At 67.3% G+C, this 15,390-nt stretch carries 15 protein-coding genes; 3 read left to right on the top strand and 12 right to left on the bottom strand.

Annotated features, from left to right (window positions below; all coding sequences use genetic code 11):
- Positions 1-87 precede the first annotated feature (87 nt).
- Positions 88-480 carry a VanZ family protein gene (locus ACZK33_RS19990; protein WP_032130419.1) on the bottom strand — a complete coding sequence of 131 codons (393 nt, stop codon included), beginning with the start codon at positions 478-480 and terminating at the stop codon, positions 88-90.
- Entirely contained in the window at positions 477-1,661 is a 1,185-nt protein-coding gene (locus ACZK33_RS19995) for a class I SAM-dependent methyltransferase (RefSeq protein WP_097048873.1), read from the bottom strand. Before ACZK33_RS19995 ends, ACZK33_RS19990 begins: the two co-directional genes overlap by 4 nt.
- Positions 1,662-1,720: 59 nt before the next feature.
- Between ACZK33_RS19995 and ACZK33_RS20000 the strand changes: the two genes are divergently transcribed.
- Positions 1,721-2,458, top strand: coding sequence for a pteridine reductase (locus ACZK33_RS20000; protein WP_024957037.1), 738 nt, complete (start codon positions 1,721-1,723; stop codon positions 2,456-2,458).
- A gap of 31 nt (positions 2,459-2,489) precedes the next feature.
- On the opposite strand, the gene folK is transcribed toward ACZK33_RS20000, so the two are convergent.
- Positions 2,490-2,975 (bottom strand): 2-amino-4-hydroxy-6-hydroxymethyldihydropteridine diphosphokinase, encoded by a 486-nt coding sequence (gene folK, locus ACZK33_RS20005; RefSeq protein ID WP_125431366.1) that lies wholly within the window; start codon positions 2,973-2,975, stop codon positions 2,490-2,492.
- A gap of 91 nt (positions 2,976-3,066) precedes the next feature.
- Here folK and ACZK33_RS20010 point away from each other — a divergent pair, with 91 nt between their 5' ends.
- Entirely contained in the window at positions 3,067-3,810 is a 744-nt protein-coding gene (locus ACZK33_RS20010; RefSeq protein WP_423175285.1) for a proteasome-type protease, read from the top strand.
- 75 nt (positions 3,811-3,885) lie between these two features.
- On the opposite strand, the gene ACZK33_RS20015 is transcribed toward ACZK33_RS20010, so the two are convergent.
- The 5 genes from ACZK33_RS20015 to ACZK33_RS20035 all read right to left on the bottom strand — a co-directional run bounded on the left by ACZK33_RS20015 (position 3,886) and on the right by ACZK33_RS20035 (position 8,439).
- Entirely contained in the window at positions 3,886-4,014 is a 129-nt protein-coding gene (locus ACZK33_RS20015; protein WP_262975182.1) for a hypothetical protein, read from the bottom strand.
- A 40-nt stretch (positions 4,015-4,054) separates the two neighbouring features.
- On the bottom strand, positions 4,055-5,566 hold the full coding sequence (locus ACZK33_RS20020; RefSeq protein ID WP_100437669.1) for a hybrid sensor histidine kinase/response regulator: 1,512 nt from the start codon (positions 5,564-5,566) through the stop codon (positions 4,055-4,057).
- Positions 5,567-5,570: 4 nt separating this feature from the next.
- Positions 5,571-6,011, bottom strand: a complete 441-nt coding sequence (locus ACZK33_RS20025; protein WP_005411057.1) for a response regulator — start codon at positions 6,009-6,011, stop codon at positions 5,571-5,573.
- Complete coding sequence (locus ACZK33_RS20030) at positions 6,008-7,825, bottom strand: sensor histidine kinase (RefSeq protein ID WP_032130516.1); 1,818 nt, start codon at positions 7,823-7,825, stop codon at positions 6,008-6,010. Before ACZK33_RS20030 ends, ACZK33_RS20025 begins: the two co-directional genes overlap by 4 nt.
- 230 nt (positions 7,826-8,055) lie before the next feature.
- Positions 8,056-8,439, bottom strand: a complete 384-nt coding sequence (locus ACZK33_RS20035) for a BON domain-containing protein (protein WP_006470382.1) — start codon at positions 8,437-8,439, stop codon at positions 8,056-8,058.
- Positions 8,440-8,609: 170 nt separating this feature from the next.
- Between ACZK33_RS20035 and ACZK33_RS20040 the strand changes: the two genes are divergently transcribed.
- Positions 8,610-9,653 (top strand): oxidoreductase, encoded by a 1,044-nt coding sequence (locus tag ACZK33_RS20040; protein ID WP_032130517.1) that lies wholly within the window; start codon positions 8,610-8,612, stop codon positions 9,651-9,653.
- 335 nt (positions 9,654-9,988) lie between these two features.
- On the opposite strand, the gene gnd is transcribed toward ACZK33_RS20040, so the two are convergent.
- From gnd to ACZK33_RS20060, 4 genes are all read right to left on the bottom strand, one after another.
- A complete protein-coding gene (gnd, locus tag ACZK33_RS20045; protein ID WP_014648435.1) occupies positions 9,989-10,894 on the bottom strand; it encodes a phosphogluconate dehydrogenase (NAD(+)-dependent, decarboxylating) in 906 nt (301 codons plus the stop codon).
- 10 nt (positions 10,895-10,904) lie between these two features.
- The gene (locus ACZK33_RS20050; protein WP_423175298.1) at positions 10,905-12,143 is read right to left on the bottom strand and encodes a hypothetical protein; all 1,239 of its coding nucleotides are present in this window, start codon (positions 12,141-12,143) and stop codon (positions 10,905-10,907) included.
- 17 nt (positions 12,144-12,160) lie between these two features.
- Positions 12,161-12,769 (bottom strand): DUF2242 domain-containing protein, encoded by a 609-nt coding sequence (locus tag ACZK33_RS20055; protein WP_032130308.1) that lies wholly within the window; start codon positions 12,767-12,769, stop codon positions 12,161-12,163.
- Between the two features lie 242 nt (positions 12,770-13,011).
- Positions 13,012-15,189: a carboxy terminal-processing peptidase gene (locus tag ACZK33_RS20060; RefSeq protein ID WP_032130309.1), complete on the bottom strand. Its 2,178-nt coding sequence runs from the start codon at positions 15,187-15,189 to the stop codon at positions 13,012-13,014.
- Positions 15,190-15,390: the final 201 nt, after the last annotated feature.

A 15,390-nucleotide genomic window follows, 5' to 3' on the forward strand; every position in this document is an offset into this window, starting at 1 on the left:
GTTCATCCACGCATGGCGTGGATCTACGGATTCCATCCGCGCATGGCGTGGATCTACCGGTAGGTGCCAACCTTGGTTGGCACGCCTTTACCCGCGCCAGCGCAGCAGCAGGTCGCGCATCGGGGTCAGTGCGGTGGCCATGCCGGCCAGCACGCCAATGGTGTTGGCCAGCGCATCCATCGGGTCGGCCATGCGGTTGCTGGTCAGCGCGCCCTGCGCGAACTCGATGCCGATGCCCATCAGCACCAGGCCCACGCCCACCCACAGCAGCGGGCGGCCCCGACGGAACAGCTGCACCGCGCTGCCGGCCAGGATGAAATAGGCGAGGAAGTGTTCGCCCTTGTCGCTGTTTTCCGGCAACGGAATCGGCGGTGGTGGGATCAGGCAGACCACGATCACCAGCAGTACTGCCGCCGCCCACAGCGCGGCCCAGAGCCGGGGTCGCCGCAGCGGCTTGATCACCGGCAACGCGTGGCTCACAGGCGCCAGCTCAGATCACCCAGCTCGAAGGCCGGTTCGAAGTCGACGCCACGCTGCAGGCCGATAGCCTGGAAGCGCTCGCCCATCTCCGTCGGCAGGGTCAGCTTCTTCACCTGGTCGCGCAGCTGGATGCGGCCGACCTCATCGGTGCGTTCCTCGGCCAGCAGCAGCACCTGGTCCAGGCCGTTGCCAAGCAGGAAACTGGCCTGGCTGCAGTAACCGGCCAGCTCGAAACCGCCGTGCATGCCGGCCTCGGCCATCGCGGTGAAATCCACCGACGCCGTAATGTCCTGCAGGCCCGGCCAACGATGCACGTCGTTGTGCACGTGGTGGCGGTAGAACGCACGCACGGTGCCATCGTCGCGGTCGTGCTGGTAGAACTCACCGCGGTTGTAACCGTAGTCGACGAACAGCATCGCGCCACGCTGCAGGCCACCGGCGACCGCCTGCAGCCAGTACGGCAGCTGCGGCAGCACTTCGGAGCGGTAGCCCTCGGCGAAGGGCTTTTCCAGATAGCGCTCGATGTGGCGTACCGCGCCATTGAGCAGGATGTCGGCCGGCTGCGCGCCGCGGATGAAGTTGCCTTCGGCATCCAGCTCGACGGTTTCCTCGTAGACCTCGCCATCGCGGATCAGGAAGCGCGGGGTCGGCAGCGCGTCGATCACCTCGTTGGCGAACACCACGCCCTCCCAGTCCTCCTCGAACGGCCGGTCGACCCAGTCCACGCGTGCGGCCAGCTCGGCCGGCAGGTTCTGCTGCAGGCGCTGCTGCTGGCGCTCGCGCAGGTCGGCGCTGGGTTCGAGGATGGCGTAGCGCGACGGCAGCGCGTCCAGCTCAGCCAGGCGCAGCAGCACCGCTTCGGCGAAGGCGCCGGTACCACCGCCCAGTTCCAGCATGCGCGCCTGCGCACCCAGCTGGGCGAACACGGGCGCCAGCGCATTGGCCACGCTGCCGGCGAACAGGCTGCCGAGCTCGGGCGCGGTGGTGAAGTCGCCACTGCCACCGAACTTGCTGGCGCCGGCGCTGTAATAGCCCCAGCCGGGGGCATACAGGCAGAGCTCCATGAAGCGCGAGAACGGCATCGCCCCGCCCTGCGCAAGGATCTCGGCGCGCAGGGCGGCCGCCAGCTGATCGCTATGGGCCAGGGCATCGGCTTCGGGCAGGGGGAAGGTGGGCTGCATGGCGTCTTCGAATGCGGTGACAATGGTGCACAGGATAGCCGAGCCTTGGATGACCCTCGATGAGCGATACCCACCCCGTGGTCCTGATCACCGGCAGCGCGCGCCGGATCGGTGCGGCCATCGCCCGCCAGTTCCACGCCTGTGGCTGGTCGGTGGTGCTGCACGCCAATACCTCCAGCGCCGAGCTGCAGCAGGCCGCGTTCGATTTCGACAACGTGCGTCCGGGCAGCGTGCTGGCCCTGCAGGCCGACCTGCGTGACGCCGACGCCCTGGCCGACCTGGTGGAACAGGCCGTTACCCACTTCGGCCGACTGGACGCGCTGGTCAACAACGCCTCCAACTTCTTCCCCACCCCGCTCGGCCAGGTCACCGCCGAGGCAATGGACGAGCTGTACGCGGTCAACGCGCGCGCGCCGCTGCTGCTGTCACAGGCGGCGGCGCCCTACCTGCGCCGCCAGCAGGGCTGCATCGTCAACCTGACCGACCTGCACGGCACCGACCCGATGCGCGACCACATCGCCTACACCATGGCCAAGGCCGCGCTGGAGATGGCCACCCGCTCGCTGGCGCTGGAGCTGGCGCCGAAGGTGCGGGTCAATGCGGTAGCGCCGGGGGCGATCCTGTGGCCGGAACAGGGCAAGGACGATTTCGCCCGCGAGGCGCTGCTGGCGCGCACGCCGCTGGCACGGATCGGCACGGTCGAGGAGATCGCCGAGGCGGTGTACTGGCTGGTGGCCGAAGCCAGCTTCGTCACCGGCCACACCCTGCGCGTGGATGGTGGGCGAACGGTCAGTTGAAATGTTGCCGGCCGCTGGCCGGCAACCTCCGTCATCCGAGGTCCACGACCTCGAACGCCTCGCCAAACTGTCTGTGCGCATGCCACAGCGTTGCCAGGTCCAACCCGCTGACCGGGTCGATGAAGCCCGGCGCGATGTCGGCCAGCGGCTTCAGCACGAAGGCATGCTTCAGCTCCGGGCGCGGAATGCGCAGGTGGCCGGGACCTTCCACCACCAGATCCCCGTAGAACACCACGTCGATGTCCAGGGTCCGGTCGGAGAAGCGCGGCCCGCTGCGGTCGCGCCCGTGCGCGTCTTCCAGCGCATGCAGCCAGTCGTCCAGTTCCTGCAGCGGCAGGTCGGTTTCGATCGCCACCGCATTGTTGAGGAAGGCCGGGCCATCGAAGCCGACCGCGGCGGTACGGTAGGCGGGCGACACCTGCAGCGCGCCGAAGCGCTCGCGCAGGGCCGCCACCGCGGCGTGGAGGTAGCGACGGGGCTGGACGTTGCTGCCCAGGCTCAGGAGCACGGTGGTCATGCGGTTCAGGTGACGGCACTTGGGGGGCGTGGACATGCCGTCGTCACGGCGGCCTGCCTACAATCCGGGACGCACATGATAGGGCACCGACATGACCTATTGCGTTGGAATCGAGGTGGACGAGGGCCTGGTCTTCGCCGCCGACACCCGGACCAATGCCTCGCTGGACGATGTGCGCGTGCACCGCAAGCTGCACGTGTTCGAGTACCCCGGCCAGGCAGCCTACGTGCTGATGGCGGCTGGCAACCTGGCCACCACCCAGCTGCTGGTGTCGCGCCTGGGGCGCGATGCCGGCGAACGGCGCACGCCCAACCTGCGCGACATGGCCCATCTGTTCGAAGCCGCCGAGTACGTCGGCCAGCTGCTGGTGGACAGCCAGGTGCTCAGCAGCCACAGCGAACACGGCCATGACGGGGTCAACACCCAGGCCACGCTGATCTTCGGCGGCCAGATCGCCGGCGAGCGGCCCGGGCTGTACATGATCTACCCGCTCGGCAACGCCATCGCTGCTTCGCCGGAAACGCCCTACCTGCAGATCGGTGAGTCCAAGTACGGCAAGCCGATCCTCGATCGCATCCTCAGTCCGGCCACACACCTGGAGGATGCCGCGCGTACGGCGATCGTCTCGCTGGACTCCACCATCCGTTCCAACCTGTCGGTGGGCCTGCCGATCGATCTGGCGCTGCTGCGCGACGGCGAACTGCGCATCGGCCAGCAGCTGCGGCTGGGCGCGGATTCGGCGTTGTATGCCGATATTCACCAGAACTGGTCGCGGCGGCTGGAACAGGCGGTGGACGCGCTGCCGCGCTTCCCGTGGGAAACCCTGGACCGGTAGTGCCGGCCGCTGGCCGGCAACCGCAGTGATCCCACCGCACGGGAATGCCGGCCAGCGGCCGGCACTACCGGGGCATCAGCCCAGCGCTTCAGCCACCGCGCGGAACACCTGCTGCATCGGCAGCGGCCAATACCAGCCACGCATCTCCAGGGAAACCGGGGACCGGTAGTGCCGGCCGCTGGCCGGCAACCGCAGTGATCCCATCGCACGGCGATGCCGGCCAGCGGCCGGCACCACCGCGGCATCAGCCCAGCGCTTCAGCCACCGCGCGGAAGACCTGCTGCATCTGCAGCGGCTTGTGCAGCACATGCACCTCCACACCGGCCGGGAACGCGTCCGCCGCGACTGGCACCGCCGGGTCCTCCAGCACCAGCGCCGGACCGCGGTAGCCAAGCGTGGCCATCTCGCCCAGCAGCTGGCTGGCCGGCAGCAGTTTGGAGCCGGCATCGGCAATCACCAGCGCCGGCAACGCCTCCTGCTGCATCCAGCGCAGCGCCGCCGGACCATCGGATGCCAGCTGCAGCTGATAGCCCTGGCTGGACAGCGCATTACCGAGCAGCGACAGGCGCGTGGCTTCGCCGTCAACCACCAGGATCGACTGGCCACTGCCCAGCGCCACCAGCTGCTCGATCGGCTCGCTGCCATCGATGGCCTCATGCATCGGCAGGCGCAGCTCGAAGCAGGTGCCCTGCCCCGGCTGGCTGTTGACGTGGATGCTGCCACCGGCGCCTTCAACGATGCGCTTGCAGGAAATCAGCCCCAGGCCGGTGCCATCGGCCTTGGTGGTGAAGAACGGATTGAACAGGTGCGACAGCGTGTCCGCATCCATGCCGATGCCTTCATCGGCCACGCAGATCTGCATCCAGTCCACGCCATCGCGCTCGCCGGCATGGCTGGCAGTCAGGCTCAGGCGCCCGCCGTTGGGCATCGCCTGAATCGCGTTGAGCGCCAGGTTCAGCATCACCTGCTGCAGCTCGGTGTAGTTGGCGTCGACCACCAGACCTTCGTCCTGCACCTGCAACTCCAGGCGCACCGCATCGGGCACGTTGCTGCGCAACAGCAGCGCCACCGCATCGAACAGGCCATCGATCTCGATGCGCTCGCTCGGCTTGCGCGAGCCGCGCACGAACGACAGCATCGACTCGGCCATCTCGTGGCCACGGCGGCCGCACTCGGCGATGACGTCGGCCAGGTGGTGCAGCTGCGGATCCTCGGTGCGTGCCTTCAGCAGGTCCGGCATGATCAGCAGCGGCTGCAGGATGTTGCGCAGGTCGTGGCTGAGGCCGGCGGCAAGCAGCGACAGGCTTTCCAGGCGCTGCGCGCGCATCAGTTCGGTTTCCACCCGTGCGCGCTCTATGGCGCTGCGTGCATCGCGGATCGCACGCGCCACCGCCGACGGCAGGCGCGCCGGCAGGTGCTTGATGATGTAATCGTTGGCGCCCTTCTGCAGCGCCGCCACCGCATTCTCCTCACCCATGGTGCCAGAGACGAAGATGAAGGGCACTTCCGGTGAGGTCTCGCGCACGATGCGCAGCGCGTCATCACCGGAGAACCCCGGCATGCTCAGGTCGGACAGCACGATGTCCGGCTGGAACGCGACCAGTGCCTGGCGCAGTTCGGCCTCGCTTTCGACGCGCTCGAAACGGGCCTCCAGGCCCGCGTCGAGCATCTGTTCGGACATCAGCTCGGCATCTTCCGGTGAGTCCTCCACCAGCAGGATGCGCAGCGCCCCAAGGGCGGGACCGGTCAGGGGCATGGGCTCACTCGAGTTCCGGTGCCTGGTTGATCAACGCCCAGAACTTGCCCAGGGTCTGCACCGCGCCGAAGAACTGGTCCACGTCCACCGGCTTGACCACATAGGCGTTCACGCCCATGTCCCAGCTGCGGGCCAGGTCGCTTTCCTCGCGCGAGGACGACAGGATCACCACCGGCAGGCGCTTGAGCTCTTCGTGCTCGCGGATCTGCCGCAGCACCTCCAGGCCATCCATGCGCGGCATCTTGATGTCCAGCAGCAGCACCGCCGGCAGGCCTTCCTCGCGGTTGGCGAAGGCACCACGGCGCAACAGGTAGTCCATCACTTCCACGCCATCCTCGACGTGCACGATGGGGTTGGCCAGACGCGCCTCTTCCAGGGCGTCGATCGCCATTTCGGCATCAGCCGGGCTGTCTTCGGCGAGAAGAATGGTGCGCAGAGTGGTCATGCAGAAGGCCCTTGTTTGTCCGCGTCGATCGCGGGAGGCAGGTAGAAGTGGAAGGTGGCGCCGACGTCCGGTTCGGCCTCGGCCCAGATACGGCCGCCATGGCGGGTCAGCACGCGGCGCACGCTGGCCAGGCCGATGCCGGTACCCGGGTAGTCGCTGGCCTTGTGCAGGCGCTGGAAGACACCAAACAGCTTGCCGGCGTAGGCCATGTCAAAGCCTGCACCATTGTCGCTGACCGTGAACTGATGACCGCCGTCAGGCTGCGGCTGGTAGTCCACGCGGATCTTCGCTGGTTCGCGGTTGCCCGAGTACTTCACCGCGTTGCCGAGCAGGTTCAGCCAGACCTGGCGGATCATGTTCTCATCGCCCACCACGATCGGCAGCGGCGCGATGCTCCACTCCACGTGGTGCGCATGGCCGCTGTTCTCGGCTTCGGCCTGCAGGTTGGAATCGAGCATGGCGCGGGTATCGGCCACCAGCGACTGCATGTCCACCGCCTGCTGGCGCATTGCCGCACGGCCCAGCCGCGAGTAGACCAGCAGGTCGTCGATCAGTGCCGCCATGCGCCGCGCCGAACTGGAGATCACCTCCAGGTAATGGCGGCTCTTGTCATCGGCGGCGTCGCCCAGGTGGCGCGACAGCTTGTCGGAGAAACCGGCCACGTGGCGCAGTGGTGCACGCAGGTCGTGCGACACCGAGTAGCTGAAGGCTTCCAGTTCCCTGTTGACCTCGGACACCTGCGCAACCTTGCCTTCCAGCTGGCGGTTCAGTTCCTCCACCCGCAGCTGCACGGCACGCTGCACGGTGACGTCGCTGACCGTGAGCAACACCACTTCGTCGTCGGTGTCCGGCAGCGGCATGCGCCGCGCGTTGAGCAGCATGTAGCGCACCATGCCATCGGCGGCGCGCTGTTCATGCTCGAAGTCCCACAGTTCGCGGCCGCGCAACAGCACATCGGACAGTCGCTGGCGCATCACGGGGTCTTTCCATGCACCGTCACCGACAGTGTCCAGCAACAGGCCATCGGCGCGTTCATCCTGCAGCCCGTACAGCTCGGCGAAGGCAGGGTTGTGCAGCTGCACACGCAGGTCGCGGTCGAGCAGCACGATCGGCTCACGCACGGTCTGCAGCACCGAGGCTGCACGCGCGGCCGAACGCAGCGACTGTCGTTCGGCATGCAGGCGGCGACCGATCTGCCGCTGCAGCAGCCACAGCACCAGGCCAAGCAGCGCCAGCTGGATCACCAGCGAACTCCACGACACCAACTCGGTCTGCTTGCGCTGGCGTGCGGCCTGCTCGGCGCGCTGTGTCAGCAGCTTCTGCTCGCTCGCCTGCAGTTCCTCCACCAGGCCACGGATCGGATAGCGCGTGCTCAGGTCCTGCACCAGCTCGCGCTGATCACTGTTGGGTTCGGACTTTGCCAGTTCGCGGGCAAGCGCCATGCGCCCTTCCAGCATCGACTCGATACGGCCGATGCGGATCAGCTGCTCAGGATTGTCACGGGTCATCCGGCCCAGTTCAGCCAGGCGACCGGGAAGGTCATTGGCTTTGGCCATGCGCTCGCGCAGGCCAGGCGCATCCACACCCTTGGACAGGGTCAGCGCAGCCGATTCGACATCGCGTACATCGGCCTGCAGCTGCTGCAGGGCCACACCCACGGCCTGGGTATGATTGACCCAGGCCATCGCATCTTCGCTGTCCTGCTGCAGTTGGCGCAGGGTCAACCACGGCACCACGATGATCGCGGCAGCAGCCAGCGCCAAGGCCGGCAACCGCCAACGGTCCCAGATGTCATCACTGAAAACCAGCGCCATAGTTCCTCGTCAGCACAGCCGCGGAGCGTAGGCCGATACCGGCCCGGCTGCGGCGGAACGGGCAATATAGCGCAGGCGGTCACAACTCTGGAGTTTCCCGCCTGGTTGGCTGAACGGGTTGCGGAAACCCACGGTAGAGCCGGGACGTGCTCGGCTGCAACCCAAAGGGCAGTCGAGCAAGCTCGACTCTACCCAGGCAGCGGGCGCCCCATGCGGGGCGCCCTCCGGGGTCAGCGCTTGGCAGCAGCGCTGACCTTCAATGCAGCGGCATCGACGCGGGTCACGCCCTTGATGCCCTTGGCGGTGGTGACCGCCTTGTCCTTCTCGGCCTGGGTGGCCACGGCACCACTCAGGCTGACCACGCCGTTCACGGTTTCCACCTTGATTTCAGTGCCCGGAACGTTGCTGCTGGCCAGCAGATCGGCCTTCACCTTGGTGGTGATCCAGGTATCAGTCACCGGCTCGTTGGAGTCATGGCGATCAGCATGGGTTGCCGGATGGGTGCTGGTCGGCGGGCTCTTCGCGGCCGGGTCCTTGGCGAATGCAGCCGAGGAGGACAGCGCCAGGCCCAGGGTCAGGGCGGAAGCAATCAGCGTGCGGGTGGTATTGCTCATCGTGTCGTACTCCTTCGGGATGTGCTGCCAGTCTGGACAAGCCGCCGTAGAGCAGGCGTGGCGTTGCGGTCATGCCGCTGTGAATCGAGGCGATTCCAACGGCAACGGTTCAGTTTTGGCCTGTAAGCAGGTGTCGTTTACCCTGCCCTTCCCATTGCCGGAGCCGTCTCATGCGCCCCGACCTGCAACTGGCCCTGATCGGCTACGGCCTCGCCGGCCGCGTCTTCCATGCGCCGCTGATCCAGCACACGCCCGGGCTGGTGCTGCACAGCATCGTCAGTTCGCAGCGCGACACGTTGCTGCGCGCGTTCAGCGACGTGCACGTGCGCGCCACGCCGCAGGAGGTGTTCGACGACCCGGCGGTGGACGCGGTGGTGATCGCCACTCCGAACGCACAACACGCACCGCTGGCGATCGCGGCATTGGCCGCGGGCAAGCACGTGCTGGTCGACAAGCCGTTCGCGCTGGATGTCGCTGAAGCCGAAGCGGTGCTGGCTGCGGCACGTGATGCCGGACGCATCGCGACCGTGTTCCAGAACCGGCGCTTCGATGCCGACTTCCTCACCCTGCAGGCGCTGCTGGCCGAAGGCGCGCTCGGTGACGTGGCCGAGTGCCATGCGCACTTCGACCGCTACCGGCCGCAGGTGCGCGACCGCTGGCGCGAGCAGGACGGACCGGGCAGCGGCCTGTGGTACGACCTCGGACCGCACCTGCTGGACCAGATGCTGGTGCTGTTCGGCTGGCCCGAGGCCATCGATGCCGATCTGGCCGTGCAACGCGAAGGTGGCAGCGGCATCGATTACTTCCACGCGGTACTGCACTACCCGAGGCATCGCGCGATCGTGCATGCCGGTTCGCTGGTGGCGGCCCCCACGCCGCACTTCAGTGTGCATGGCAGTCGTGGCAGCTGGATCAAGCATGGGCTGGACGTGCAGGAGGCACAGCTGCGGCGCGGTGTTGCGCCAGGGGCGCCAGGCTGGGGCATCGACCCACGGCACGGCGAGCTGGTGCGCTGCGATGCTGAGGACAATGTGCAGCGCAGTACCGTGGACAACCTGCCGGGCGACTACCGGCGGCTGTATTCGCAGTTCGCGGCGGCGATGCACGGTGATGGCGAGCCGACGGTCAGCCCGGTGCAGGCACTGCAGCTGATGCGGTTGCTGCAGGCCGGCATGGACAGCGCGCGCGAAGGGCGGCGGGTTCAGTTGGGGTGACCGGCAGGGCTGCGCCCTGCACCTGCCGAATCGACGGCAACGTCAACGTCAAAGGCAAGCTATCCGTGTGATGGCGGGGTGGGTCCGGTTGCGGGGGACGCCGTAAATACGTCCCTGTAGGCTCGGTCGCGCCATCCATGGCGCTCACGCCCCCGCAACCGGACCCACCCCGCCTTCGACAGATTCCCGCGCCCGACGGTAGGTGTCGACCTTGGTCGACACATCGACGTGGAAACCATCGGAGACGGCTTTTGTAGAGTCGAGCCATGCTCGACTGGCTTCATGGGGTCGGAGCCCTTCGGCAACGCCGAAGGGCTCCGACCCCACCGCGGTGCTTACGATTTCTTGATGGCGTGGCCGCCGAACTCGTTGCGCATCGCTGACAGCAGGCGGTCCGTGAACGAATTCGATTCGCGCGAGCGCAGGCGTTCCAGCAGCGACAGGGTGATCACCGGTGCCGGCACATCGAGCGCGATCGCTTCGGCCACGGTCCAGCGGCCTTCGCCGGAATCCTCCACGTACGGGGCGATGCCATCCAGCGACGGATTGCGCTTGAGGGCTTCAGTGCTCAGGTCCAGCAGCCACGAACGCACCACGCTGCCGTGGCGCCAGACTTCGGCGACCTGGGCCAGGTCCAGTTCCATTTCCTGCTTGCGCTCCATCAGCGCGAAGCCTTCGGCGTAGGCCTGCATCATTCCGTACTCGATGCCGTTGTGGACCATCTTGGTGAAGTGGCCAGCGCCGGACGGGCCGACACGACCCCAGCCACGATCTTCGGCCGGTGCCAGCGTGCGCAGCAGCGGTGCGATCTGCTCCACCACCGACGCTTCGCCACCGACCATCAGGCTGTAGCCCTCCTGCAGGCCCCACACGCCACCACTGGTGCCGCAGTCGACGTAGCCCAGATCGTCTTCGGCCAGGGCCTTGGCGCGGCGGATCGAGTCCTGGTAGTTGGAGTTGCCGCCATCGATGACGATGTCACCCTCGGCCAGGTGCGGGGTCAGCTGGCCCAAGGTCTGGTCGACGGTTTCGCCGGCCGGCACCATCAGCCACACCACGCGCGGCACCGGCAGCGCGGCAACCGCGGCGGCCAGCGAATCAACCACTTCCAGGCCGGCCTCGGCAGCGCGCTGGCGGGCACCCTCGCCCGGGTCGTAGCCGACCACGCGGTGGCCGCCGCGATGCAGGCGCTGGGCCATGTTGGCGCCCATGCGGCCGAGGCCGATCATTGCAATATCCATTGTTTCACCTTCAGTTGGGGTCTAGGGTCAGGCTGCCTGGCCTGCCGGTAGCCGCGCAGTGGCGCAGCTGCGCCTCGCGCCAACGCCGGTAGAGCGTGGTATGCAGATTGTGCACCGCCAGGTCGATCGAAAACGGCGTTCGCGGGTTGCGATCGAGCAGGCGGGCGATGTGGTAGCCGATGGGACGTATACCGCGTGGATGCACATAGATCACGAACTGCTGGTAGAACGGATCGTCCAGCAGCTGGTCCATGCGTGCCAGCGTGTCGTGGTAGCGCGGTTCCAGCCGTGCACGAAGGTTGGGATCACGCTCGAACAACAGGCGCTCGAAGTAGCGCTGGCCGATGCGCGGGATGCCCTGCGCGAGTTTCCAGAGTTCGACATTGCGCTGGTCGTACCAGGCCAGTCCGCCATGCGCAGCCAGTGCCTGCGCGGCGCCCTCGCCCACCTCGACCACGACGAAGTTCTCGGCCTGGTTGCTCAGGTCGTCCAGCGTGCTTTTGTCGTACACGTGCTCGATGAAACCGGGCACGCCAACGAAGGCCTGCCGCCCCATCGCCGAGGTGCGCACCGCCTTGCCGTCGGCGAAGAAATCGCCGGCATGCGCGCCGAGCAGGATGCTGTCGGTATCGTGCAGGGCGAGGAAGGTGCCGATCGACAGTTCATCCGCAGCGAACTCAGCATCGAACGCGGCATCGCCATACAGCTCTCGTTGCGTGGCCAACTGCGCGACCTGGCGGCCGACCCCGCATTCGGCACGCACGGCACCGCTGTAGAACGCCTCCAGTGCATGACTGTTACCCGCGCTCGGCACGAAGCCACGACCGAAACTGCGTGTGCGCTGCCAGCCTTGCGCGCGTGGGCCCTGCAGGCCGAAGCCGATCCAGCCCAGCTGCGGGCCGGAGAAGCGGAAGGCGGGGTTGTGCTGCAGTGCAGAAGCCGCACGTTGCGTGGCCGCGCCCAGTTCGAAGGCATAGGCGCAGACCGTGGCCGGATCGTCCAGCAATTGTTGCAGCAACGCCTGGCGTGCTGCGGGGGACATTCCGGCCGGCCACCCCACGCGCAGATCGCCTGCCGCCTGTGCTTCAGCCAGCGAGGCACGTGTACACACCGGGCCGCCGTGCACCTGTGGTGCACCGGCCGTGACCCCGTCAAAGCGCCATCCCAGCCGCTGCAGCAGGCCCTGCGTGCAGTCCGGCGTTGCGGACGCAATGCCCAGCGCGGGCATCAGCAGGAGTGCCACGCCCATCAACGTGCCGCGCACGATCACCCTTGATCCGTGCTGCGGGCCGGTGCGGGCTCGGACGATGCAGGCTCGGGCGGCGCGAGCGCAGGCGGTGCGGGTTTGCCAGCATCCGCAGGCAGGTACTGTTGCAGGCGCTGGAAGAAGCGCTGATAGAACCCGGCATCGGTGACGGTGCTGCTGGCCACTTTCACCAGCGAATCGTCATTGCTGCCGAATGGCAGCGACACCGAGCCCAATGCACCCACGCCCACGCTGGCCGACGTCGGGCTCTTCTTCAACGCATAGCGGTCCTGCACCGCGCTGACGAACACCAGCGTCTGGCTGCCACGCGGCGCGCAGGAGATGCGCAGCACCAGCTGCTCGTGGTCGTCCTCGCGTGGCTGGAAGTTCTTGTTGCCTTCCACCTGCGCTTCGTCGGAGCGGGCGATGGCGTAGCCCTGGCTGAGCAGGGTGCGCCGCGCGGCCTCGCAGGCGTCACCGGGGCGGCCATCGACGGTACGCGAGAAGGTGTCGCCGGAATCAAAGGATTCGCGCAGCAACGTACTGTCGGCGGCGCGGCCACCACAGGCCGACAGGATCAGGGCGCTGGCGAGCGCCACGGCAGCACTGGAAAGACGGGAGGCCCGCATGGGTACTCCTGCGAGGACGGTACCGCCAAGGGTAGCCCTGCGGCCGTGTGCGGCAGGTTGAAACCGGCGTGACCGAGCCACCCCGTTGCTGCCGGTTCATGCACAGAAAAGGGGACGGAGGGGATTAAGTCGTTTGTGGCACTTCGCTCGCGGGGCATGGCCCGGCGCTACCGTGAACGAGGTCCCCAGACAGAAAGGGGCCGGCAATACCGGCCCCTCGGGTATCACATGCCGTCGCCGGCTCAGTCCGCCCAGCGACCAGCGCCGGTCGACTGCGGCAGCACCTGCGCCGACAGCGGGCGGTCATTGGCCAGCAGGTTCACCGCATCGGCCAGGATCGAGGCCGACTCGCGCAGCAGCGGGTCCGGACGCTTCTCGGCAGCCTTCTCGCGGGCGGCATCCTTGACGATGTCGCGCTCGTTGCCAGTCAGGCCGTCGTCGTTGCTGTCATCGGCCAGCGGGTCCAGGGCCAGGCCCAGCTCCTTGCGCATCGCCTGGCGCTCCTTGCGCTGGGTGTCCTGGCGCTCACGCTCGGCGCGGCGGGTGGCCTCGTTGAGCGAGATGTACTTCTTCGCGGCCTCGGTGCGGAACTGCTGCACGTCCTCGTTCCACCACTGGAATTCCTTGTCGGCGGCGATGCGCGCGTCATGGCGGGTTTCCAGCTTCGGCAGCAGCGGCGCGAAGTTGCCGTACTGGGTGTGCGGCACGGCAGCGATGCGGGTCCACGGCAGCGCGTTGTCGTAGGTGCTCTCGCCGAACTCGGTGGCATCGACGCTGGCCGGGAAGGCCAGGTCCGGCACCACACCCTTGTGCTGGGTGCTGCTGCCGCTGATGCGGAAGAACTGGGCGATGGTCAGCTTCACCTGGCCGAAGCGCTGGGTCTCGCCACTCGGCCAACGGTCCAGGTCGACGATGTTCTGCACGGTGCCCTTGCCGAAGCTGGTCTCACCGATCACCAGGCCACGGCCGTAATCCTGGATGGCACCGGCAAAGATTTCCGAAGCCGAGGCCGAACCGCGGTTGATCAGCACTGCCAGCGGGCCATCCCATGCCACGCCCTGGTTGCGGTCGCTGTTGACGGTGACGCGGCCACCGGACTCGCGCACCTGCACCACCGGGCCCTGCTCGATGAACAGACCGGTCAGTTCAATGGCTTCATCCAGCGAACCACCACCGTTGTTGCGCAGGTCCAGCACCACGCCGTCCAGCTTGTCGTTCTTGAAGCCGGCCAGCAGCTTGGCCACGTCGCGGGTGGCCGAGGCGTAGTCGGCCGCGTTGCGGCGACGGCCTTCGAAGTCCTGGTAGAAGGTCGGCAGCTTGATCACGCCGACCTTGCGCGCCGGCTCGCCATTGGCGGCCGGAATGGTCATGGTCTCGCCCTTGGCGGCCTGTTCGGCCAGGCGCACCTTCTGGCGGGTCAGCACCAGAGTGTGGTGCTTGCCGTCGGCGCCCTCAGCAGCCGGGATGAACTCCAGCTTGACCTGGGTATCCTTGGCGCCGCGGATCTTGGCCACGACATCGTCGATGCGCCAGCCGATCACGTCCTCGACCAGGCCGGACTTGCCCTGGCCGACGCCGACGATACGGTCACCCGGCTTCAGCGTGCCATCCACTGCGGCCGGGCCACCGGCGATGATCTCGCGGATCACCACCACGTCGTCCTGGCGCTGCAGCTGCGCACCAATGCCTTCCAGCGACAGCGACATCGCCTGGTTGAAGTTCTCGGCGGTGCGCGGCGTGAAGTAATCCGTGTGCGGGTCAACGGCGCTGGTGTACGAGTTCATGAAGAACTGGAAGACGTCTTCGCCCTTCAGTTCATTGACCGACTTCTCCAGCGTCGCGTAGCGCTTGTCCAGCGTCTTGCGGATGTCGTCCGGCTTCTTGCCGGCCAGCTTCAGGCGCAGCCAGTCGTTCTTGACCGACTTGCGCCACAGCTCATCCAGCTCTGCACTGCTGGCTGCCCACGGCACCTTCTTGCGGTCGTATTCGAAGCGCTCGTCGGTGGTGAAGTCCGGCTCCTGCTTGAGCAGCTTGCGCGCGTAGGCCACACGTTCGCCGACGCGCTGCTTGTAGACCGCGAACACCTGGAACGCCGGCTCCAGCTCGCCGCCACGGATGGCCGAGGAAATGTTGGCTTCGAACGGCGCGAAGCGCGCCACGTCGGCCTGGGTGAAGTACTGCTTGCCGCCGTCCAGCGTCTCCAGGTAGCGCTTGAACACGTCCTTGGAGGTGGCCTCGTCCAGCGCACGCGGGCGGTACGCGTAGCGGCTGTCGGACAGCAGGCCGTACACCAGCTTGGAGGTGGTCACCTGATCGGCGGTTGCCGCAGCGGGCAATGCCGGCGAATCGGCCTTGGCCGCCAGCGCCAGCGGCGCGACCAGCGCCAGGGCCATCAGGAATGCGGGGGCTTTGAATTTCATTGACGTGCTCGAAGGCGCCTTGCCAAGGGGGAGACTGCGGGGTGTTAAGACACCACGACAGTGCCGAAAGTTGCCGGGTTTGTCACCCGGCCGCGCTCGGTGGAAAACCAGCCTAGCCGGGCCGGTGTAGCAAATTGTGAATGGCTGAAGAGCGGCGCACCCAGCGGCGCCGTCTGTCCGGTTGCAGAGGGCATGGGGTTG

The sequence above is a fragment of the Stenotrophomonas sp. 86156_Sma genome (assembly GCF_056481625.1).